A 21,785-nucleotide genomic window follows, 5' to 3' on the forward strand; every position below is an offset into this window, starting at 1 on the left:
CAACACACAAGAAGAGTGGAGCACTATGAAGAAGGGTACTCAGCGTCTATCCCGCCTGTTCGCCGCGATGGCCATTGCCGGGTTCGCCAGCTACTCCATGGCCGCCGACACCATCAAGATCGCCCTGGCTGGCCCGGTCACCGGTCCGGTAGCCCAGTACGGCGACATGCAGCGCGCCGGTGCGCTGATGGCAATCGAACAGATCAACAAGGCAGGCGGCGTGAACGGCGCGCAACTCGAAGGCGTGATCTACGACGACGCCTGCGATCCCAAGCAGGCCGTGGCGGTCGCCAACAAGGTGGTCAACGACGGCGTCAAGTTCGTGGTCGGCCATGTCTGCTCCAGCTCCACCCAACCCGCCACCGACATCTACGAAGACGAAGGCGTGCTGATGATCACCCCGTCGGCCACCGCCCCGGAAATCACCTCGCGCGGCTACAAGCTGATCTTCCGCACGATCGGCCTGGACAACATGCAGGGCCCGGTGGCCGGCAAGTTCATCGCCGAACGCTACAAGGACAAGACCATCGCGGTACTGCACGACAAGCAGCAGTACGGCGAAGGCATCGCCACCGAGGTGAAGAAGACCGTGGAAGACGCCGGCATCAAGGTTGCCGTCTTCGAAGGCCTGAACGCCGGCGACAAGGACTTCAACGCGCTGATCAGCAAGCTGAAGAAAGCCGGCGTGCAGTTCGTCTACTTCGGCGGCTACCACCCGGAAATGGGCCTGCTGCTGCGCCAGGCCAAGCAGGCCGGGCTGGACGCGCGCTTCATGGGCCCGGAAGGGGTCGGCAACAGCGAAATCACCGCGATCGCCGGCGACGCTTCGGAAGGCATGCTGGCGACCCTGCCGCGCGCCTTCGAGCAGGATCCGAAGAACAAGGCCCTGATCGACGCCTTCAAGGCGAAGAACCAGGATCCGAGCGGCATCTTCGTCCTGCCCGCCTACTCCGCGGTCACAGTGATCGCCAAGGGCATCGAGAAAGCCGGCGAGGCCGATCCGGAGAAGGTCGCCGAGGCCCTGCGCGCCAACACCTTCGAGACTCCCACCGGGAACCTCGGGTTCGACGAGAAGGGCGACCTGAAGAACTTCGACTTCACCGTCTACGAGTGGCACAAGGACGCCACCCGGACCGAGGTCAAGTAAGCATCGTTGCAGTACGGAGCCCACGTCACCCACCGTGGGCTTTGTTTTAGTACCCGCATGATTCCGCGAGCGGCGGCCCGGCAAGGGCAGGCGAAGACCGGCAGCGTTCACTCCTGGTGGACGGGAGCGCGGCTTTCCCCTGCCTCCCGCCGGCCCGCCGCGCGCCGGATCGTGACGGGTCTCAGCAGCGTTCCGGCCCCACACCCGCGAGCCGAACGTCTACCTGCCGTACAACGGCGGGCGTTTAGCGAGAGAGTCCCATGCCCGAGATTTATCATTACCTACAACAATTGGTTAACGGCCTGACCGTCGGCAGCACCTATGCGCTGATCGCGATCGGCTACACCATGGTCTACGGCATCATCGGCATGATCAACTTCGCCCACGGCGAGGTGTACATGATCGGCTCGTACATCGCCTTCATCGCCATCACCCTGCTGGCGATGATGGGGCTGGACAGCGTTCCGCTGATGATGCTCGCCGCATTCGCCGCCAGCATCATCGTCACCAGTGCCTTCGGCTACAGCATCGAGCGGGTCGCCTACCGCCCGTTGCGCGGCGGCAACCGCCTGATCCCGCTGATCTCCGCGATCGGCATGTCGATCTTCCTGCAGAACGCCGTGATGCTCTCGCAGGACTCCAAGGAAAAGGCCATCCCGACCCTGCTGCCCGGCAACTTCGTGTTCGGCGAAAGCAGCATGAACGGCGTGGTGATCTCCTATATGCAGATCCTGATCTTCGTCGTCACCTTCCTGGTGATGTTCGGCCTCACCCTGTTCATCTCCCGCTCCCGCCTGGGCCGCGCCTGCCGCGCCTGCGCCGAGGACCTGAAGATGACCAACCTGCTGGGTATCAACAGCAACAACATCATCGCCCTCACCTTCGTCATCGGCGCCGCCCTGGCCGCCGTCGCCGCGGTGCTGCTGGGCATGCAGTACGGCGTGATCAACCCCGGGATCGGCTTCCTCGCCGGGATCAAGGCGTTCACCGCCGCGGTGCTCGGCGGCATCGGCAGCATCCCCGGCGCCATGCTTGGCGGCCTGCTGCTGGGCGTCGCCGAAGCCTTCGGCGCCGACGTGTTCGGCGACCAGTACAAGGACGTGGTGGCCTTCGGCCTGCTGATCCTGGTGCTGCTGTTCCGACCTACCGGCATCCTCGGTCGTCCGGAGGTGGAAAAAGTATGAGCCAGTCCCTCAAGCGAGCGCTGTTCAGCGCCCTCCTCGTGATCCTGGTGTCCTATCCGATCCTAGGCCTGAAGCTGCGCACCGTCGGCATCAAGCTCGAGGTCCTCGGCGCCGATGCGCAGACCCTCTGGACCATCGCCGCGGCCGCCCTGGCCATGTTCGTCTGGCAGCTGTTCCGCGACCGCATCCCGCTCAAGCTGGGTCGCGGCGTCGGCTACAAGGTCAACGGCAGCGGCCTGAAGAACTTCCTCAGCCTGCCATCGACCCAGCGCTGGGCGGTCCTCGCCCTGGTCGTGGTGGCTTTCGTCTGGCCGTTCTTCGCCTCGCGCGGGGCGGTGGACATCGCCACCCTGATCCTGATCTACGTGATGCTCGGCATCGGCCTGAACATCGTGGTCGGCCTGGCCGGCCTGCTCGATCTCGGCTACGTCGGCTTCTACGCGGTAGGTGCCTACACCTACGCGCTGCTCGCCGAGTACGCCGGGTTCGGCTTCTGGACCGCCCTGCCGATCGCCGGGATGATGGCCGCGCTGTTCGGCTTCCTCCTCGGCTTCCCGGTGCTGCGCCTGCGCGGCGACTACCTGGCGATCGTGACCCTCGGCTTCGGCGAGATCATCCGCATCCTGCTGCGCAACATGACCGAGATCACCGGCGGCCCCAACGGCATCGGCTCGATCCCCAAGCCGACCCTGTTCGGCCTGACCTTCGAACGCCGCGCGCCGGAAGGCATGCAGACCTTCCACGAGTTCTTCGGCATCGCCTACAACACCAACTACAAGGTCATCCTGCTCTACGTGGTGGCCCTGCTGCTGGTGCTGCTGGCCCTGTTCGTGATCAACCGGCTGATGCGCATGCCGATCGGTCGCGCCTGGGAAGCGCTGCGCGAGGACGAAGTGGCCTGCCGCGCTCTCGGTCTCAACCCGACCATCGTCAAGCTCTCCGCCTTCACCATCGGCGCCAGCTTCGCCGGTTTCGCCGGCAGCTTCTTCGCCGCCCGCCAGGGCCTGGTGACGCCTGAGTCCTTCACCTTCATCGAGTCGGCGATGATCCTTGCGATCGTCGTGCTCGGCGGCATGGGTTCGCAGCTCGGCGTGATACTCGCCGCGGTGGTGATGGTGCTGCTCCAGGAAATGCGCGGGTTCAACGAATACCGCATGCTGATCTTCGGCCTGACCATGATCGTGATGATGATCTGGCGTCCCCAGGGACTGCTGCCGATGCAACGCCCGCACCTGGAGCTGAAGCCATGAGCCGACCGATTCTCGAAGTGAGCGGCCTGACCATGCGCTTCGGCGGCCTGCTGGCCGTCAACGGCGTCAACCTGAAGGTCGAGGAAAAGCAGGTGGTCTCGATGATCGGCCCGAACGGCGCCGGCAAGACCACCGTGTTCAACTGCCTGACCGGCTTCTACCAGCCCACCGGCGGCCTGATCCGCTTCGACGGCGAGGAGATCCAGGGCCTGCCCGGTCACAAGATCGCTCGCAAGGGCGTGGTGCGGACCTTCCAGAACGTCCGCCTGTTCAAGGAAATGACCGCGGTGGAGAACCTGCTGGTCGCCCAGCACCGCCACCTCAACACCAACTTCCTCGCCGGCCTGTTCAAGACCCCGGCGTTCCGCCGCAGCGAGCGCGAGGCCATGGAGTACGCCGCGCACTGGCTGGAGGAAGTCAACCTTACCGAGTTCGCCAACCGCAGCGCCGGTACCCTCGCCTACGGCCAGCAGCGACGCCTGGAGATCGCCCGCTGCATGATGACCCGCCCGCGGATCCTCATGCTCGACGAGCCGGCCGCCGGCCTCAACCCGAAGGAGACCGACGACCTCAAGGCGCTGATCGCCAAGCTGCGCAGCGAGCACAACGTGACGGTATTGCTGATCGAGCACGACATGAAGCTGGTGATGAGCATTTCCGACCATATCGTGGTGATCAACCAGGGCGCCCCCCTGGCCGACGGGACGCCGGAGCAGATCCGCGACAACCCGGACGTGATCAAGGCTTATCTGGGGGAAGCGTGAGCATGCTGAGTTTCGACAAGGTTTCCACCTACTACGGCAAGATCCAGGCGCTGCACGACGTCAGCGTGGAAGTGAAGAAGGGCGAGATCGTCACCCTGATCGGCGCCAACGGCGCCGGCAAGTCGACCCTGCTGATGACGCTCTGCGGTTCGCCGCAGGCGGCCAGCGGCAGCATCCGCTACGAAGGCGAGGAACTGGTCGGCCTACCCTCCTCCACCATCATGCGCAAGAGCATCGCGGTGGTCCCGGAAGGCCGCCGGGTATTCTCCCGCCTGACGGTGGAAGAAAACCTGGCGATGGGCGGCTTCTTCACCGACAAGGACGATTATCAGGTGCAGATGGACAAGGTGCTGGAGCTCTTCCCGCGCCTGAAGGAGCGCTACGAACAGCGCGCCGGGACCATGTCCGGCGGCGAACAGCAGATGCTCGCCATCGGCCGCGCGCTGATGAGCAAGCCGAAGCTGTTGCTGCTGGACGAACCTTCGCTCGGCCTCGCGCCGATCATCATCCAGCAGATCTTCGAGATCATCGAGCAACTGCGTCGCGAAGGCGTCACCGTGTTCCTCGTCGAGCAGAACGCCAACCAGGCGTTGAAGCTCGCCGATCGCGCCTACGTGCTGGAGAACGGCCGGATCGTCATGCACGACACCGGCGCCGCCCTGCTGACCAACCCGAAGGTGCGCGACGCCTACCTCGGCGGCTGAGCACCGTCCCGCCGGAGACTTCAGCGCATAAAAAAACGGCCCTCGCGGGCCGTTTTTTATGCCGAGACGTACCGGCTACAGGCCGTAGCGCTCGATGGCGTCCAGGTGCGGCTGGGTGTCGACCTCCGCCGCTTCCGCCAGGCGCAGCCAGCACATCCGGTGCGGCCATTGCCCGGTGGCCTCCTGCAACGCCTGGTGCAGTTCGCGCGGCGCCTGCTGCGCGGGGGTCGCGACGGTGAAGTAGATCGCCCGCAGTTCCTCGCCGTTGCTGGTATCGGTGACCTGGTAGTCGCGGTTGCTGTGCACCCAGACCTTCCAGCCGCGCGCGTCGAGCGTTTCGCGGAAGGCGTCGAAGGCCTCGTCGCCCGGATACACGCCGTCCACCAGCCAGCTCGGCGAGTAACCACCGCTCTCGAGGACGTGCACCACCGCATAGGTGGGAACGAAACGCTTGCGTTCCTCTTCGTCTTCCGGAGCCGGATAGATCAGCCCGGCGTCGAACACCACCCAGTCACCGACCCGCTGGCTGCGGTTGCCCGGCGCGTTCTCGAGGACCCGCGCGGTCACCGGGCCGGTGCGCCGGGCGTAGTAGTCGAGCGCTTCGCCATCCTCGATGTAGCGGACGATCACCCAGCCCCAGTCTTCCTCGATCGGTCCGTCGCCGGCGGCGAACTCCATGCCCATGCCGGCAGCGACCTCGCGCAGCATCGTCCAGTCGCGCGCGGCGCTGGCAGCGGTCATCTGGTCCCACTGCACCGACTGCGGCTCCTCCAGCTTGCCGGCCAGTCGCTGGTAGGCCTGCGCCGCCTCGGCGAAGCGATCCTGCTCCATCAGCGCCTTGCCCAGCAGGCTGTGGGCTCCCAGCGAGCCGGGGGAAATCTCCAGCACCGACTGGCAGGCGCGCTCCAGCTCCGGCCAGTCGTTGAGTTTCTCGGCCAGCTTGACTTCGCTCCACAGCGCGATCAGCGGCACGCTGTCGGCGTAGAGCCGGCCGAGGCGCTTGACCTGGTCGTACTCGCCGCGGGCCAGCAAGGCATTGAGCAGGTAGTAGGCCAGTTGCTGCTCCTCGTCGGTGTGGCGCTCGACGTACTCCCAGAGCAGGTCGATGGCCTCGTCGTCGGCGGAGCAGGCCTGTAGCGCCGAGGCGGCCACTTCGCGCAAGGCGGTGTCGTCGGGCCGCTCGGCCAGCGCCTGGAGCAGCCACTGCACTTCTTTCTCCGGGTTGCGCGGCGCGTCTTCGCTGCCCTGCGCAGCCAGCCAGTCGAGCAACTCCGCAGCCGGCACCGGCAGCTCCTGCTGCTGCGGCGCGGCATCGATCTCCTCCCTCAACCCGGCGAGCAACTGGCTGGCGCCCCGATCGCGCTGCAACTGTTGAGCATGCTGTTCGGCCAGCGCCAGGTGGCGCCTGGCGCTCCATACCGAACCGCGTTGCAACGCGAGGCGGATGGCCTGGCTGGCAACATCGATGACCACCCGGTGCGCGCCCTTCTGCGAGTAGTGTTCGAGCATCTGCTGCAGGCGCCCGCCGAAGTCCCAGGTGTTGCGCTCAGGGGTCCGTTGCAGCAGCAGGTAGACGGCGCGCAGCCAGATCGTACGGTAGCGCGGGGCAATCTCGGAGAACGGTAGCAGCGCCTCCAGGGCCTCCTCGTCGCGCCCCAGCAACGCCAGGCCGTGGGCCTTGTACAGACGCCGCGGCTGGCTGATGTTGTTCCACTCCGCGCCCTCGACCTTCTCCTCCATCTCGCCGATCAGGGCCAGCGCCTGTTCCGCGCGCCCCAGGTTCAGCAGGATCGCCACGCGCATCTCCAGGAGGCTGTCGAATACCTCCTCGCCGGCGGCGAGGATCTTCTTCTCCTGTTCGGCCAGGAAGGCCAGGGCATCTTCGCCGCGCCCGTCGTCGAGCAGCGCCTCGGCCTTCTCGTTGCTCAGGCAGTGGAAGCAGGCCCAGGTCGGGTCGATCCGCGCCAGGGTCTCGTCGCACACCTCGATGCGCTCCTCCACCCAGCCCGGGCCGTCGACGTTGGCGTAGCACGACGCCAGGTCCTGGGTCACGCAGACTGACTGCGGGCAGGCCTGGGTGTCGTCGCGATTGGCCAGTTCGAACAGGGAAACGGCGTCGGCCAGGGCGGTCTCACCCTCCAGTTGGTTGCCGACCCGGTTACGCATTTCCCAGTGGCGGACGAAGATTTCCAGCCACGGGTTGTTCAACGTCCGGCTCAGCGCCTTGACCTCCGGCAACAGCGCCTCGGCGCGCTCCACCTCGAGGTCGCAGACGTACGCGGTGAGTTCGTCGATCAGCCGCGCACTCTGCTCCTGGCCGGCCTCACGCAGGTCGGCGCGGAGCTTCTCCACCCAGTTCCAGATATCCATATGCTTCAGTCTCCATCAGGCGTGTTGCGAATTTTCTTATTGCCCCAGCAGGCGCTTCACCGAATCGGCGAGTCCGGCCAGGGCCTGGTTCAGCGAGGTCGCGGGCTGGCCGCGTCCCTGTCCGGCGATGATCACTTTGAACGAGCGCAGCAGCAACGCCGCATGGGCCGCTTCGTCGCGTTCCTCGCCGACGGCCGCGAGCAGCGCCTGCACCGCCGGATTGTCGAGGTTGACGTAGAGCCGGCTCGGCTGGCGATTGTCGAGCTTGCGGGTGAACTGCCGGGCCAGGCGCAACGCCGCGGTGGAAATACGCTTGTCGGCCTCGTCGTCCTCCAGTCGCCGCTTGAGTTCGGCGTCGCGGTCGGGCACCACCACAAGCGGCAATTCCTCGGGGCTGAAGCGGGCGATCACCAGTTGCTCCTCGGCGCCGCCCAGGTGTTCGGCCAGCCAGCCGGTCTCGCGCTCGGGCAGTCGGTCGAGGCGGAACAACTGGCGGTTGCCCTGCTCGGTGCCCAGCTCCACCAGGCGCATCCCCTTGGCCTGCGCCCAGCGACGGAGGAAGGGTACCACCGCATAGCGATTGCCATGGGCCACCGGTACGCCCATGGCACGGAACAGCATTTCCTCGAAGCCGCTGTCGTTGTCCAGCAGCACATGCACCGCTCCGCGCGAAAGGAGTTCGGAAGCCGGGAGGTCGCCCTGGGAGGTGGGTACGCGCAGGCTGTCCATCATCAGCGCGAACAGACGCTCGTCGCACAACGCCGCTCCCAGCAGGGCCTCGTTGTGCCGCAGCAGGACCCGCCGCCAGGCCTCCGGCTGCTGCCGCGCCACCTCGCCGAGCCCGGCGATCAGCGCCTCGGCCAGCGCATGCTGGATCGCCGCGTAATGGTCGTCACGCTGCAGGTCCTCGCGGCTGGCGGTGGGCGTCAGGCGGTTCGATTCGATCACCCCGCCGACGAACCCGGCCCAGGACGGCAGCAGGTCGCGGGCGTCATCGTCGAGCAGCATGCCGCGGAGGAAAACCGAGAGATTGCGGTTGTCGCTGGTGCCATAGGTGCCGCCGTCCTGGATCCACAGCAGGCCCTGCACGTCGACCCGCTCGTCCGGGCGCACCGGCAGGCAGCAGATCGGCTCGAAGTCGTGCTCGAAGCGTGCGGCGAACTCCAGGTCGCGGCGCTGCCGTTGCAGCGGGTGCAGCGCGGCGTCGGCGGCCAGCCGCCACGGCGGCGGCTCCGGGTTGATCGACTGGGCGTCGCCGCCGACGTGGATCGGCTCGCGCAGCAGCACGCAGTAGCGTTCGAGGATCTCGCGCAGGCGCGCGGCCTGGGTCAGCGCACTGTATTCGTCCTGCAGTTCGAGGGTGATCTCGGTACCCACCGGGCGCGCCGGCATCGGCGTCACGCTGTATTGCTCGGCGTTGCTGGAGACGTAGCAGAAGCCCAGTTCCGGCTGCTGGTAGGACGTGGTCCGCACGCTGACCCGGCGGGCCAGGACGAAAGCGGAGAGGAAGCCCAGGCCGAACATGCCGATCAGCCCGCTGTCCTCGTGGCCGGACTGGCGCAGTCCGCGGGTGTAGCCGACGCCGACGGTGGCCAGGTAGGCGTGGATTTCGTGCTCGGTGAGCCCGGCGCCGGTGTCGACGATGCGCACGGTGTTGCTGGCACTGTCGCCGATCACCTCGATTCGCGACGGCCCTTGCCAGTCGGGCTGCTCCAGGCGGCGACGGAGGATCGAATCGTGGGCGTTCTGCACCAGCTCGCGCAACGCCACGGTGGGCGTGGAATAGAGGTGCTTGCTGAGCACCGACATCACGCCGTTGAGGTCGACTCCGGCGCGACGGATCTGGGGAGTGTTCGATTGCGGAAAGCTGCTTTGCATGTCCCTATCCAAGCGTTCGATGAATGGCGTCCGCTCGCACGCGAGCGGTCCGGTGCGGGATTCTGCCACGTTCCGTCACGTTCCTTGTGCAACGACGTGCCCGCGATGAGCTTCAGGCCGCATGGAAGCGGCCCGGAGTGCAATAGAGCCGCGTCGCGGCGAAATGTTCAACCCTCCAGGCCGATCAATTGTCGCCGGCTGCGCTCGAACCAGTCGAGCAGGTAATCGGCGAGTACCTGGGTGCGCCGCGGCAGGCCGCCCTGGAACGGATGGACGAGGAACATCGGCGTGCTGCGCGTCTGGTAGTCGCGCAGCAACCAGGCCAGGCGGCCGTCGCCCAGTTCGTCGTGGACCATGTATGACGGCAGCCGGGCGATGCCGGTGCCGGCCAGCGCGGCTTTCTTCAACAGGCTGTAGTGGTTGCTGGCGAGAAAGCCGGCAACCCGTACCCGCTCCAGCCGATGGTGGCGGTGATAGAGCCACTCCTCGTGGCCGCTGTAGTGCGAGTTCAGCAGGCACTCGCGCTCGGCCAGCTCGGCCGGGCGTTGCGGCTCGCCGTGTCGCGCCAGGTAGGCGGGACTGGCGCAGGTGATTTCCTGCAGGACGAACAGCGGCCGCGCCACCAGCCGGGCGTCCTGCTCGACCCCAGAGCGAATCGCCAGGTCGAAGCCCTCACCAACCAGGTCGCGCAGGCCGTTGTACAGGTCCAGCTCGACGCGCAGCAGCGGATGGCGTTCCTGGAAGTCCTCCAGCAGTGCATCGAACAGGGTCTCGCCCAGCGAGACCGGGAGGGTCACCCGCACCCGTCCTTCCGCTCGCTCCTGCAAGCGCGCCACCGCCTGCCGCGCGCGCTCGGCCTGCACCAGCAAGGCCTGCGCCTCGGGCAGCAGCGCGGCGCCGGCGGCGGTCAGCGAAAGACGGCGGGTGGTGCGGTGCAAGAGGGTCACGCCGAGCTTCTGCTCGAGGACGCCAATGCGCTTCGACAGTTGGCCCTTGCTGCAACCGAGACGCTCGGCGGCGCGGGTGAAACTGCCCAGGTCGTGGAGTACGGCGAAGGCGGCGAGATCGTCCAGGTCCTTCACGATTGTTTCCCTATGAAAACGGTAGGTTGTCGATTGACAGGATTATCCATGGCAAAAGCGACTCTACACTGGAAACCACTCACCTTCACTCAACGAGAGGCCTGTATGAAAATCATCCTGATCGGCGCCAGCGGCACCCTTGGCAAGGGTATCGACAAAGAACTCTGCGAGCGCCACGAGATCGTCCGGGTAGGCAACAGCAGCGGCGATTTCCAGGTCGACATCAGCGACTCAGACTCCATTCGCGCCCTGTTCGAGAAAACCGGTCGCTTCGACGCGCTGGTCGCCGCGGTCGGCAAGGTGCACTTCGGCGCCCTGGAGGAAATGGGCGAGGCGCAATACCAGCTCGGCCTGCGCGACAAGCTGATGGGCCAGGTCAACCTGGTACTGCTCGGCCGCGAGTACGCCAACGACGGGGGCTCCTTCACCCTCACCAGCGGCGTGCTCGCCGAGCAGCCGATCCGCTTCGGCAGTTCGGCGAGCATGGTCAACTGCGCCGTCGAGGGCTTCGTCCGCGGCGCAGCCCTGGAGTTGCCGCGCGGCCTGCGCATCAACGCCGTCAGCCCGACCGTGGTCAGCGAGGCGCTGCCCGGCTACGCGCCCTACTTCCGTGGCTTCAAGCCGGTTCCGGCGGCGGACGCCGCGCTGGGTTACGCACGCAGCGTGGAAGGCGCGCAGACCGGCCAGGTGTACCGCATCTGGTAAGCGATATTTCTCAGGAGAGGCGGTCGGCGTAGCAGGTCGGCGAACTGCCCGGCTGCTGGCGGTCCAGCTCCTCCTCGAGGAACTCGGCCAGCACCACGGCATTGTTGTGCTGCTGGTCGTGGGCGCCGTAGAGCAGCGTCAGGGTGCCCTCCCGAGCGCTGTCGAGCAGGCCCCACCAATGTTCCGGGTGCGCCTGCAACTCGGCGCGGTAGTGTTCGCGGAAGCTGTCGAAGAGTGCCGGATCGTGGCAGAACTGCTTGCGCACCTCGTTGGAGGGCGCCACGTCCTTCAGCCAGTCGTCCATGGCCAGGGCTTCCTTGCGGATGCCGCGCGGCCACAGCCGGTCCACCAGTACGCGCCGGCCATCGGCGGGCGACGCCGGTTCGTATACACGCTTGCATTGGATCATCGATCGACTCCCTGGTTGCGATGAAGTCCGATCCGGACTTGAGCTAGGCCCGGACGCTCGGTAACGTGGGCGCATTTTCGATGGAGTCTTCCCTATGCGCCCTGCCCGTCTGCTGGTCTACAGCCTGCTCCCCTTGTTCGCCGCCTGCCAGGTGTGGAAGCCCGAATCGCCGAGCACCAGTGTAGACACCCGCTTCCAGGGCGAACTGGTGAAGATCAACGGCGCGCTGCAATTCCGCCCCTGTACCGAGAAGCGCCTGTTCAGCATCGAGGACGTGGCCAATACCGGCCTGCGCCGCGAAGCCGACAGCCTGTTCGACGACGGCGCCCAGGGCCTGTTCGTCGACCTGCGCGGCACCATGGGACCGGCCAAGGTCCGCGGTACCGACGGCAAGCTGGAGGTCAGCCGACTGTACCGCGTGCAGAACGAGGGCCCCGGCTGCGACGACCCGAACTTCAAGCTGCTGACCTTCGCCGCCAACGGCAACGAACCCTTCTGGAGCGCCAGGGTGAACAATCAGGGCCTGCGCCTGGACCGCCCCGAACACGAGACCCTGGCCTTGCCTTACGTCGCCGAGGAACTGCCGAACGGCAGCACCAGCTATTCCAGCGAGGCGAACGGCAAGAAGGTCGAATTGTGGATCGCCCCGTCGTCCTGCACCGACAGCATGAGCGGCGCCTTCAGCAGCTACTCCGCCGAACTGCGCATCGATGGCGAGACGCTGCGCGGCTGCGCCTATCCGGGCGCACTGGGCAAGTGAAGCGAGGGGCCGCGCAGCGGCAGCCCTTCCCTACAAGAGCAGTCCGGCCTGCTCCAGGCGCCGCCGCAGCGCCGTCAGGCCGCCCTCGTATTCCCAGTAGGCGACGCGCCCGTGGGAGGCGCTGACCAGCAGGTATTTCTCGCTGATCGACTGGATCCGTTCGATGCGCAGCAGTTTCTCGACGAAGCGTTCCTCGCCGATCTGCTCGACGATTTCCCGGTTGTCCGCGTCGTAGCCGTGGACCATGAAGGCGGCGCGCACCTTGAGGCGGATGAAACTCATCGCACGGCTCTGCGCTGGAGGGAAAGATTGCGATGGCACACTGTCGAGCGCCCCGAGCCGTTCGGTCGCCGCGCCGGATCGGCGTAGGTTTCCAGCTCGACGAAGCCGGCCTTGCGCATCATTCCCGCCGACGCCAGGTTCTCTTCGTGACGATCGATATAGACGTCCTCGATGCCTTCGTCGGCCAGTTGGGCCAGCACCGCCTCCAGCAACGCGCTGCCGAGCCCCTGGCCGGCCGCCGCCGGATGCACTACCGCCTCGCAGATGTAGGCCCGCGGCGCATCGGCACGCTGCGGCTGGTAATGGGCGAAATCCTCGGTGCGACGGAAGCTGGCGAACCCCAGCAGCCGATCGTCGCGCTCGGCCAGGACGGCACGTACCTCGCCGTCGGCGATGGCTCGCAGATGCGCACGCACCCCCTCCTCCGGCAAATGGTTCCAGGGATTCGGCCCGTGGCGCAGCAACAGGTCGGTCATGGCCTCGATATCGCCGGTTTCGGCAGCTCGCAAACGGTGCATATCCACTCCTTCAAAGTCCAGCCACCAGCAGCCCGTCGGGCAACGCCACGCTCCGCTCGATGCAGGCAGCCAGCGCCTCGACCAGGGGTTCCAGCGCATAGCCCTGCCTGGCCAGCCAGACCGGATCGTAATAGGTGGTCGCATAGCGTTCGCCGCCGTCGCAGAGAATCGCCACCAGCGAACCCTTCTCGCCGGCCGCGACCATTTGCCGTGCGGCCACCAGGGCGCCGATCAGGTTGGTTCCGCTGGAGCCGCCGACCCGCCGCCCCAGGCGTCGGGCCAGGTAATGCATGGCCGCCAGCGACCAGGCGTCCGGCACCTTGACCATCGCGTCGATCACTTCCGGCAGGAAGGACGCCTCGACCCGCGGCCGGCCGATGCCCTCGATCCGCGAACCGCAATCCAGGGTCAGGCCACGGTCGCCGCTGACATAGGCGTCGAAGAACACCGAACGCTCGGCGTCGGCGCAGAGTACCCGGGTGCAGTGCTGGCGATAGCGCACGTAGCGGCCGAGGGTCGCCAGGGTGCCGCCGGTACCGGGGCTGGAGATCAGCCAGGTCGGGGTCGGGTACGGCTCGTGGCGCATCTGCTGGAAGATCGATTCGGCGATGTTGTTGTTCGCCCGCCAGTCGGTGGCGCGCTCGGCATAGGTGAACTGGTCCATGAAATGGCCACCGCTCTCCCGCGCCAGGCGTTCGGACTCGGCGTAAATCTGGGTGGGGTCCTCCACCAGGTGGCTCTGGCCGCCGTAGAAGGCGATCTGGGCGATCTTTTCCTTCGAGGTGCTGGCCGGCATCACGGCGATGAAGGGCAGGCCCAGCAGGCGTGCGAAATAGGCTTCGGAAATCGCCGTGGAACCGCTCGATGCCTCGATCACCGGCGCGGCCGGCCTGAGCCAGCCGTTGCACAGCGCATAGAGGAACAGCGAGCGCGCCAGGCGATGCTTGAGGCTGCCGGTGGGGTGGCTGGACTCGTCCTTGAAGTACAGTTCGACGCCAGGCAGGCCGGGAGTCTCCAGGGGGATCAAATGGGTATCGGCGCTGCGCTGGAAATCCGCTTCGATGATGCGGATCGCCTCGCGGGCCCATTGGCGGTGGTCGACGGTCATGGAAACTCCTTCAGTTCAGGACGCCGGCCGGAGGCGGCGGCGGAGCGCTGCGCCACTGGCTGATGGCGACGCCGATGAAGACCAGGCCGGCAGCGAGCATCTGCGGGCCGTTGAGGGTTTCGCCGAGGAACAGCGCGGCGAATACCAGGGTGAAGACCGGGATCAGGTTGATGAAGCCCGAGGCCTGGCTGGCCGGCAGTCGACCGACGCCGAAGTTGTACAGGCCGTAGGCGCCCACCGTGACCACCACGCCGAGATACACCACCGCCTGGATCCCCAGCGCGCTGGGCTGGCTCGGCAGGTCGGCGCTGGCCAGCGCCAGCGGCAGGAAGAACAGCGTGCCGACGAAGGCCTGCATGGCGGTCAGGGCGAATGCCGAGTAGCGCGCCGAAAGGTGCTTCAGCAACAGGGTATAGCCGGTGGCGCAGAGCATCGCGAGAAGTTCGAAGAAGTTGCCCAGCAGCGGCTGCGGCGCGTGCAGGTCGGGCTCGCCGGCGAGGCTCAGCCAGATCGAACCGAGCACCGCCAGGCCAAAGCCGATCCAGGTCATCCGGCCGATCCGTTCGTGCAGCAGCAACCAGGCCCCACCGCCACCAGCAACGGCAGCAGCGCGGTGATCATCCCGGCCTGGGCCGCGCTGGTGTATTGCAGGGCGAAGGATTCGCAGAGGAAGTACAGGCAGGGTTCGCAGACGGCCAGGCCGAGCAGGTACTTCCAGTCGCCCGGGCGGTAGTCGATGCGTCCGCGCCAGCGCCAGGCAACGAGGAACACCAGGCTGCCGAGGGCCATGCGACCGAAGATCACCCAGAGCGGCGGCAGTTCGCGGAAAGCGACCTTCAGCACCACGTACGAACTGCCCCACAGCGCCATCGCCAGGATCAGGCAGGCCAGGGCGAACCAGCGCGTCCGAGTCAAGGGAATCTCCACCACGGGCGCCGCCGCGGCGCCGGAAAAAGGACTCCCAGTATAGGCAGCCGGCTAGCTGCGCCGACAGGCACAGAAAGCGGGCAAAACTGTTGCGCCGGGCCTCACTGCTCCCAGGGCTTGCCGCGAGTCTTCTTCTCCAGCGGCAACTGCTGCAGCACCGCGGCCTTGGCCAGCATGTAGGCGCTGACCGGGGCGCTGATGAAGAGGAACAGGCTGATCAGCAATTCGTGCAGGCTGATGCCCGCCTGGCGGTTGGAGAAATAGATCAGCGAGGCGACGATCACCCCGCCGACCCCGAGGGTGGTGGCCTTGGTCGGCCCGTGCAGGCGCATGAAGAAGTCCGGCAGGCGGTACAGGCCGATCGCGCCGATCAGGACGAAGGCGCTGCCCAGCAGGAGGAACGCCGAGACGATGATTTCCAGCCACAGGCTCAGGGGTTCGCCAGTCATTCGATGATGTCTCCGCGCAGCATGTATTTGGCCACCGCCACCGTACCGACGAAGCCGAGCACCGCGATCAGCAGCGCCGCCTCGAAGAACAGGTCGCTGTCGCGCCAGATGCCGTACAGCACCAGCAGCGCGATGGCGTTCACGTAGAGGGTGTCCAGCGCCAGCGCCCGGTCCGGCAGGCACGGCCCCTTGACCAGGCGCGCCAGGGTCAGCAACAGGGCCAGGCCGAGCAGCGCCAGGCACAGCGGGATCACGTAAGCGAGCATGGGAAGATCTCCTTCAGCGGCGCTTCGTAGCGTTGCTTGATCTCGGCGATCAGCGCCGCCTTGTCCGGCACGTCGAGGCCGTGCACCAGCAAGGTCTTGCGGTCGTCGCTGAGGTCCGACGACACCGACCCCGGGGTCAGCGAGACGATGCTCACCAGCACGCTGATGGCGAGGTCGTTCTCCAGCTCGATCGGCACCTCGACGAAGGCCGGACGCAAGCGCTCGATCGGTCCGAGGGTCAGGCGGGCGACCTGGATGTTGGCGACGAGGATGTCCCACATCACCAGCGCCAGCAGCTTCAGCAGCAGCAACGGATGCCACTCCTGGCTGCGCCCGACCAGCAGGCGGTTGGTCAGCAGCGGAATGCACACGCCGAGGAAGGCGCCGAGCAGCCAGTGGCCAATGGCGAAGGAATCCACCAGCAGCAACCAGACCAGCAACAGCAGGACACTAAGCACGGGATGAGGCAGTACGCGAAGAAGCGGACGCGGCAACGAGCAGCTGATCATGCGGCACCTCCGCGGGTGATGATCTGGCGATACAGGTCGAGGTCGTGCAACTGCGCCGCGGTGGCCTGGACGTAGGCCAGCAGCGGCTTCGCGGCGAACACCAGCAACGGGCCGGCGGAGAGCAACAGGATGCAGGCGAACAAGCGGCCGTGGTCCAGTTCGGCGCTACCGAGCACGGTATGCCCGGTGCGCCAGAACAGCGTGCTGCCGGCCCGGCTCAACGCCACCAGCGCCACCAGGCCGCTGCCCAGTACCACGCTCCATAGGGCCAGCGCCTGGCTGCCGGGAGCGACCGACTGCAAAAGCATGACCTTGCCGAAGAACCCCGACAATGGCGGCAGACCGGCAACGGCGATGGCGCCGATGAAGAAAGCCCCGCCGAGCAACCGAGGATTCTGCAACGCCGGGCCCTGGACCAGGTCGCCGGCCTTGTCGCCGCGCTGGCGGGCGACCAGGTCGGCGAGCAGGAACAGGCCACCGGCGATCCAGGTACTGTGCAGCAGGTAGTACAGCGACGCCGCCAGCGCCCGCTCGCTGCCCAACGCCACGCCAGCCAGGAGGGTTCCGGCGGAGACCACCACCAGGTAGGCCAGCAGGCCTTGCAGGGTCCGCGCCGCCAAGGCACCGATCGCGCCCAGGCCGAGGGTCGCCAGGGCCAGCGGCCAGAGCCAGGCCTGCGCCAGGTTGGCCAGCTCGCCGGCGGCATCGCCGAAGACCAGCGTGTAGACCCGCAGGATCGAGTAGATGCCGACCTTGGTCATGATCGCGAACAGCGCCGCCACCGGCGCGCTGGCCGCGGCATAGGCGCGCGGCAGCCAGAAGTACAGCGGCAACAGCGCCGCCTTCAGGGCGAACACCACCAGCAGCAGGAGCCCGGCTGCCGCCAGCAGCGGCGCGCGCTCGGCATCTGCCATGGCGATCTTCTGCGCCATGTCGGCCATGTTCAGGGTGCCGGTGAGGCCATACAGGGTACCCACGGCGATCAGGAAGAACGCCGAGCCGACCAGGTTTAGGATCACGTAGTGCAAGCCCGAGCGCACCCGCTCCGCGCCGCCGCCATGCAGGAGCAACGCGTAGGAGGCGATCAGGAGTATCTCGAAGAACACGAACAGGTTGAACAGGTCGCCGGTCAGGAAGGCGCCGTTGATACCGAGCAGCTGGAACTGGAACAACGCGTGGAAATGCTTGCCCAGGCGGTCGTCGCCACGCAGCGCGTAGATCAGCGCGGCGCTGCCGAGCACCGCGGTGGCCAGCAGCATCAGGGCGGCGAGACGATCGAGCATGAGCACGATGCCGAACGGCGCGGCCCAGTTGCCCAGGGCATAGACGCTCAGGTCGCCGCTGGCGGCCGTACGTATCAGCAGCAGGCTCAGGGGGATCAGTGCCAGCGCCGCGAGCAACGACAGGCCGCGCTGCCAGCGCTCGGCCAGCGGCAACAGCAGCAGGCTGCCGGCAAACAGGGGGAGCAGGATCGGCAGGATCAGCCAATGGCTCATGGGCGCGGCTCCTCCTCGTCCGGGCGTCCATCTACGTGGTCGCTGCCGAGGTCACCGAGGCCACGCAGGGCCAGGACCACGACAAAGGCGGTCATGGCGAAGCCGATGACGATGGCGGTCAGCACCAGCGCCTGCGGCAACGGATCACCATACTCCCCGGGAGTGCCGATCACCGCGACGCTGCCGCCGAGCCGGCCCATGGCGAACAGGAACAGGTTGACCGCGTAGGAGATCAGCGTGAGACCGAGCACCACCGGGAAAGTCCTCGCCCGCAGCAGCAGGTAGACGCCGCTGGCGGTGAGCAGGCCGAGGGTGATGGCGAACAGGGCTTCCATCAGAGCGCCTCCTCTTGTGCGACGGGTTCAGGCATCAGGCTGAGCTTGCCGAGGTAGGACAGGATCAGCAGCGCGGCACCGACCACGGTGAGGTACACGCCGAGGTCGAACAGCATCGCCGTGGCCAGCTCGATCTCGCCGATCAGCGGCAACTCGAAGTGGCCGAACGCGGAAGTCAGGAACGGATAGCCGAACAGCCAGCTGCCGAGCCCGGTGAGCCCGGCGATCAGCACTCCGGCGCCAGCCATGGCCGCATAGTTCAGCGGCAGGCGCTGCTCGACCCACTGCGAGCCGCTGGCGATGTATTGCAGCACCAGGGCGATGGCAGTCACCAGGCCGGCGATGAAACCTCCGCCCGGCAGGTTGTGGCCGCGCAGGAAGATGAACACCGAGATCAGCAACGCCAGCGGCAGCAGCACCCGCGACAGGGTTTCCAGGATCAGCGGGTGCTTGGCGTGGGCCCAGTTGCGACCCTGCGGGTCGCAGGTCGGCTTGTGCAGGGCGAAACCGGCGAGCATCGCGTAGATACCGACGCCGGCAATCGCCAGCACGCTGATCTCGCCGAGGGTATCGAAACCACGGAAGTCCACCAGGATGACGTTGACCACGTTGTAGCCGCCGCCCCCGGAGACGCTGTTCTCGACGAAGAATCCGGCGATGCTCTCGTAGGGCCGGGTCAGCACCGCGTAGGCCAGCAGCGCCACCAGCATGCCGACCCCGCCGGCCAGCGCCACGTCGCGCAAGCCGCGCAGGCTGGAGGACTCCGCCGGAGTGCGCGAGGGCAGGAAATACAGCGCCAGCATCAGCAGGACCATGGTCACCACTTCCACCGACAACTGGGTCAGCGCCAGGTCCGGGCCGAGAAGCGAGCGAAGGCCAGGGCCACCAGCAGGCCGGCGACGCTGAGGATCAATAGCGCGACCAGGCGCATGCGATGGAACAGCGCCGTGGCCAGGCCGCTGAAGGCCAGCACCAGCATGCCCAGGGCGGTGATACCGTCCAGCGGGGTCAGGCCGCGCGAGCCGGTCAGCCTCGCCAGCGGTGCCAGCTCGACCGCCACCACGACCAGCGCCGCGCCCAGCAGCCAGGCCAGGTAGCGCTGCAGTGACCCGTTCTCCAGCCAGGCGGTCAGGCGCGCGGCCAGGGCCACCACACGTTGCACCTGCTGCTCGAAGACCAGCTTGGCGTCCACCTCCGGTAACCCGGCGTACCAGTTGAACAGCGGCTTGCGCAGGACATAGACCAGCACACCGCCAACCAGCGCCACCACGCTCATCAGCAATGGCAGGTTGAAACCGTGCCAGATCGCCAGGCTGTATTCCGGCAGTTGCCCGCCAAGGCTGGCACTGGCGGCGGCGGCCAGCAGCGGCGCCACGGTGTAGGCCGGCAGCATGCCGACCAACAGGCAGAGGAACACCAGGATCTCCACCGGTACCTTCATGTAGCGCGGCGGCTCGTGGGGCGGGAACTTCGGCAACCGGGCCGGCTCGCCGTTGAAGAACACGTCGTGGATGAAACGCAGCGAATAGGCCACCGAGAACACGCCGGCCAGGGTCGCCACCGCCGGCACCAGCCAGTTGAAGCTGCCCAGCAGGTTCTGGCTGAGGGTTTCGCCGAAGAACATCTCCTTGCTGAGGAAGCCGTTCAGCAGCGGCACCCCGGCCATCGCCAGGGAGGCGACGATGGCCAGCACCGCGGTATGCGGCAGGTACTTCCACATCCCGTTGATCAGGCGCATGTCGCGGCTGCCGGTCTCGTGGTCGATGATCCCGGCGGCCATGAACAGCGAGGCCTTGAAGGTCGCGTGGTTGATGATGTGGAACACCGCGGCGACGTTCGACAGCGGGGAGTCGAGGCCGAACAGCAGGGTGATCAGGCCCAGGTGGCTGATCGTCGAGTAGGCCAGCAGCCCCTTCAGGTCATGCTGGAACAGTGCCATGCCGGCCCCCAGCAACAGCGTCACCAGGCCGCTCAGGCTGACCAGGTAGAAGAACCACTCGGTGCCGGCCAGCGCCGGATACAGCCGGGCCAGCAGGAATACGCCGGCCTTGACCATGGTCGCCGAGTGCAGGTACGCGGAAACCGGGGTCGGCGCCGCCATCGCGTGGGGCAGCCAGAAATGGAAGGGAAACTGCGCCGACTTGGTGAACACGCCGAGCAGGATCAGTATCAGCACCAGCGGATACAGAGCGTGGGCGCGGATCAGCTCGCCAGCCGCGAGGACCTCGGTGAGTTCGAAGCTGCCGGCGATGTGGCCGAGCAGCAGCACCCCGGCCAGCAGCGCCAGGCCGCCCCCTCCGGTAACGGTCAGGGCCATCCTCGCACCCTTGCGGGCGTCGGAACGGCTGCCCCAGAAGCCGATGAGCAGGAACGAGGACAGGCTGGTCAGCTCCCAGAAGAGCATCATCAGCAAGAGATTTTCCGCGAGCACCACGCCGAGCATGGAGCCCATGAACAGCAGCAGGAAAGCGAAGAAACGCCCCATCGGCTCCTGTTCGGAGAGGTAGTAGCGGGCGTAGAGGATCACCAGCAGGCCGATGCCGAGGATCAGCAGGGCGAAGAGGAAACCGAGGCCGTCCAGGCGCAAGCTGAGGTTGATGCCGATTTCCGGCAGCCAGGAATAGCTGGCGGTCAGGGTCTGCCCGGCGAACACCGTGCCGCGCTGTCCGAGCAACAGGATCAGGCCGATCAGCGGCGCCACGCCGGCGGACGCCGCGCACAAGGTGCGGCCGCCACGCTCGGCAAGCAGGGGCAACAACGCCCCCATGAACGGCAGCGCGATGATCAGCGCCAGAATCATGGGCTACTCCTCTTCGATGGCGGAGCCCCCGGCATGCCTGGCCGGCGGTGCTTCCCCGCGGTTGTCGGTGCGCGGCCGGATCGCCAGCAGCTCGAAGCCCCATCGGCCACCGGCAGGCGCGGCGCGACGGAACTACGATTATCGCAATCTATCGAACGAACGTCATGGATTGAATTATTACAAAATTCAGGCGTTCCGACTGCCGGAAAGCCGAAAAAAACTCTGCAACGGCAACGACTTGAAGCTTAGCAAGACAACGCCGGCAGTGGTTCGGCGCTACAACGAAAACGGCCGGCGAAATGCCGGCCGCGGGATAACGTGGGAAGAATCAGTGGGCGACGCGGCTGGTGCCGTTGACGGTCAGGATGCGCACGCGCTCGCCGACGCGGAAGATCTGGCCCTGGTCGACCTGCTGGACATAGGCGCGGGTGCTGCCGTCGTCTTCGCGCACGGTGATCTCGACGCCCTGGGTGCGCGTCAGGCCTTCTTCGGTAGCCGCGCCCAGCAGGCCGCCAGCGACCGCGCCGATGATGGCCGCGACGTAGCTGCCCTTGCCGCCGCCCACCGCGCTGCCGGCGACACCGCCGACGCCGGCACCGGCGATGGAACCGATCGGGGTCTTGGTGCCTTCGATCTTGACCGGGCGCAAGGCCTGGATGGTGCCCATGCGTACAGTCTGCACGGTACGGGCTTCCTCACGGCTGTAGGTATCGCCGGTGAGGCTGGATTGGCAGCCGCCAAGAGCCAGGGCCATGGCGGTGAAGGAAGCAACGATCAAGGCAGACTTGCGCATAACGGCATCTCCGAAAGGGATAACTGACGAATATTAGACTCTCCCGCAG

General features: G+C 66.7%; 20 protein-coding genes and 2 pseudogenes. 7 read left to right on the forward strand and 15 right to left on the reverse strand.

All coding sequences use genetic code 11. The annotated features are described in order from the left end of the window. The first annotated feature begins 25 nt into the window (after positions 1–25). The 5 genes from AT700_RS19965 to AT700_RS19985 all read left to right on the forward strand — a co-directional run bounded on the left by AT700_RS19965 (position 26) and on the right by AT700_RS19985 (position 5,049). Positions 26–1,147, forward strand: a complete 1,122-nt coding sequence (locus AT700_RS19965; RefSeq protein ID WP_003082136.1) for a branched-chain amino acid ABC transporter substrate-binding protein — start codon at positions 26–28, stop codon at positions 1,145–1,147. 260 nt (positions 1,148–1,407) lie between these two features. Beyond that, positions 1,408–2,331 (forward strand): high-affinity branched-chain amino acid ABC transporter permease LivH, encoded by a 924-nt coding sequence (gene livH, locus AT700_RS19970; RefSeq protein ID WP_003086391.1) that lies wholly within the window; start codon positions 1,408–1,410, stop codon positions 2,329–2,331. Continuing rightward, positions 2,328–3,581 (forward strand): high-affinity branched-chain amino acid ABC transporter permease LivM, encoded by a 1,254-nt coding sequence (locus tag AT700_RS19975; protein ID WP_003082131.1) that lies wholly within the window; start codon positions 2,328–2,330, stop codon positions 3,579–3,581. Before livH ends, AT700_RS19975 begins: the two co-directional genes overlap by 4 nt. Beyond that, entirely contained in the window at positions 3,578–4,345 is a 768-nt protein-coding gene (gene livG / locus AT700_RS19980; protein WP_048521295.1) for a high-affinity branched-chain amino acid ABC transporter ATP-binding protein LivG, read from the forward strand. Before AT700_RS19975 ends, livG begins: the two co-directional genes overlap by 4 nt. A 2-nt stretch (positions 4,346–4,347) precedes the next feature. Continuing rightward, entirely contained in the window at positions 4,348–5,049 is a 702-nt protein-coding gene (locus tag AT700_RS19985) for an ABC transporter ATP-binding protein (protein ID WP_003086389.1), read from the forward strand. Positions 5,050–5,124: 75 nt separating this feature from the next. Here AT700_RS19985 and AT700_RS19990 read toward each other — a convergent pair whose 3' ends face one another. From AT700_RS19990 to AT700_RS20000, 3 genes are all read right to left on the reverse strand, one after another. Further along, positions 5,125–7,419 carry a hypothetical protein gene (locus AT700_RS19990; protein WP_015648329.1) on the reverse strand — a complete coding sequence of 765 codons (2,295 nt, stop codon included), beginning with the start codon at positions 7,417–7,419 and terminating at the stop codon, positions 5,125–5,127. Between the two features lie 36 nt (positions 7,420–7,455). Next, complete coding sequence (locus tag AT700_RS19995) at positions 7,456–9,366, reverse strand: ATP-binding protein (protein WP_003082113.1); 1,911 nt, start codon at positions 9,364–9,366, stop codon at positions 7,456–7,458. Positions 9,367–9,464: 98 nt separating this feature from the next. Next, positions 9,465–10,379, reverse strand: coding sequence for a LysR family transcriptional regulator (locus tag AT700_RS20000; protein WP_003082110.1), 915 nt, complete (start codon positions 10,377–10,379; stop codon positions 9,465–9,467). Positions 10,380–10,484: 105 nt separating this feature from the next. Here AT700_RS20000 and AT700_RS20005 point away from each other — a divergent pair, with 105 nt between their 5' ends. Further along, the gene (locus AT700_RS20005) at positions 10,485–11,084 is read left to right on the forward strand and encodes a short chain dehydrogenase (protein ID WP_010792069.1); all 600 of its coding nucleotides are present in this window, start codon (positions 10,485–10,487) and stop codon (positions 11,082–11,084) included. A gap of 10 nt (positions 11,085–11,094) precedes the next feature. On the opposite strand, the gene AT700_RS20010 is transcribed toward AT700_RS20005, so the two are convergent. Next, positions 11,095–11,493, reverse strand: a complete 399-nt coding sequence (locus tag AT700_RS20010) for a DUF488 domain-containing protein (RefSeq protein ID WP_003116310.1) — start codon at positions 11,491–11,493, stop codon at positions 11,095–11,097. Positions 11,494–11,587: 94 nt separating this feature from the next. Between AT700_RS20010 and AT700_RS20015 the strand changes: the two genes are divergently transcribed. Next, positions 11,588–12,253 (forward strand): COG3650 family protein, encoded by a 666-nt coding sequence (locus AT700_RS20015; protein ID WP_003082099.1) that lies wholly within the window; start codon positions 11,588–11,590, stop codon positions 12,251–12,253. A gap of 30 nt (positions 12,254–12,283) precedes the next feature. On the opposite strand, the gene AT700_RS20020 is transcribed toward AT700_RS20015, so the two are convergent. The 11 genes and pseudogenes from AT700_RS20020 to AT700_RS20070 form a co-directional block, all read right to left on the reverse strand. Further along, on the reverse strand, positions 12,284–12,535 hold the full coding sequence (locus AT700_RS20020) for a hypothetical protein (protein WP_003082096.1): 252 nt from the start codon (positions 12,533–12,535) through the stop codon (positions 12,284–12,286). Further along, positions 12,532–13,053: a GNAT family N-acetyltransferase gene (locus AT700_RS20025; RefSeq protein ID WP_003082093.1), complete on the reverse strand. Its 522-nt coding sequence runs from the start codon at positions 13,051–13,053 to the stop codon at positions 12,532–12,534. The genes AT700_RS20020 and AT700_RS20025 overlap by 4 nt, the downstream gene beginning before the upstream one ends. A gap of 10 nt (positions 13,054–13,063) precedes the next feature. Next, positions 13,064–14,161, reverse strand: a complete 1,098-nt coding sequence (locus AT700_RS20030; protein ID WP_023109083.1) for a PLP-dependent cysteine synthase family protein — start codon at positions 14,159–14,161, stop codon at positions 13,064–13,066. Between the two features lie 10 nt (positions 14,162–14,171). Continuing rightward, a pseudogene (locus tag AT700_RS20035) lies at positions 14,172–15,076 on the reverse strand (DMT family transporter). Positions 15,077–15,189: 113 nt separating this feature from the next. After that, the gene (locus AT700_RS20040) at positions 15,190–15,537 is read right to left on the reverse strand and encodes a Na+/H+ antiporter subunit G (protein WP_003082083.1); all 348 of its coding nucleotides are present in this window, start codon (positions 15,535–15,537) and stop codon (positions 15,190–15,192) included. Beyond that, positions 15,534–15,803 (reverse strand): K+/H+ antiporter subunit F, encoded by a 270-nt coding sequence (locus AT700_RS20045; RefSeq protein ID WP_003082079.1) that lies wholly within the window; start codon positions 15,801–15,803, stop codon positions 15,534–15,536. Before AT700_RS20045 ends, AT700_RS20040 begins: the two co-directional genes overlap by 4 nt. Then, positions 15,788–16,312, reverse strand: coding sequence for a Na+/H+ antiporter subunit E (locus AT700_RS20050; RefSeq protein WP_048521300.1), 525 nt, complete (start codon positions 16,310–16,312; stop codon positions 15,788–15,790). The genes AT700_RS20045 and AT700_RS20050 overlap by 16 nt, the downstream gene beginning before the upstream one ends. Beyond that, the gene (locus AT700_RS20055; RefSeq protein WP_003082071.1) at positions 16,309–17,808 is read right to left on the reverse strand and encodes a monovalent cation/H+ antiporter subunit D; all 1,500 of its coding nucleotides are present in this window, start codon (positions 17,806–17,808) and stop codon (positions 16,309–16,311) included. The genes AT700_RS20050 and AT700_RS20055 overlap by 4 nt, the downstream gene beginning before the upstream one ends. Next, positions 17,805–18,143, reverse strand: a complete 339-nt coding sequence (locus tag AT700_RS20060) for a Na+/H+ antiporter subunit C (RefSeq protein ID WP_003082068.1) — start codon at positions 18,141–18,143, stop codon at positions 17,805–17,807. Before AT700_RS20060 ends, AT700_RS20055 begins: the two co-directional genes overlap by 4 nt. After that, positions 18,143–20,943, reverse strand: a pseudogene (locus AT700_RS20065) (monovalent cation/H+ antiporter subunit A). The gene AT700_RS20060 and the pseudogene AT700_RS20065 overlap by 1 nt, the downstream one beginning before the upstream one ends. A 328-nt stretch (positions 20,944–21,271) precedes the next feature. Then, positions 21,272–21,736: a glycine zipper 2TM domain-containing protein gene (locus AT700_RS20070; protein ID WP_003082056.1), complete on the reverse strand. Its 465-nt coding sequence runs from the start codon at positions 21,734–21,736 to the stop codon at positions 21,272–21,274. Positions 21,737–21,785 lie beyond the last annotated feature (49 nt).

The organism is Pseudomonas aeruginosa (genome assembly GCF_001457615.1).
GTDB lineage: Bacteria > Pseudomonadota > Gammaproteobacteria > Pseudomonadales > Pseudomonadaceae > Pseudomonas > Pseudomonas aeruginosa.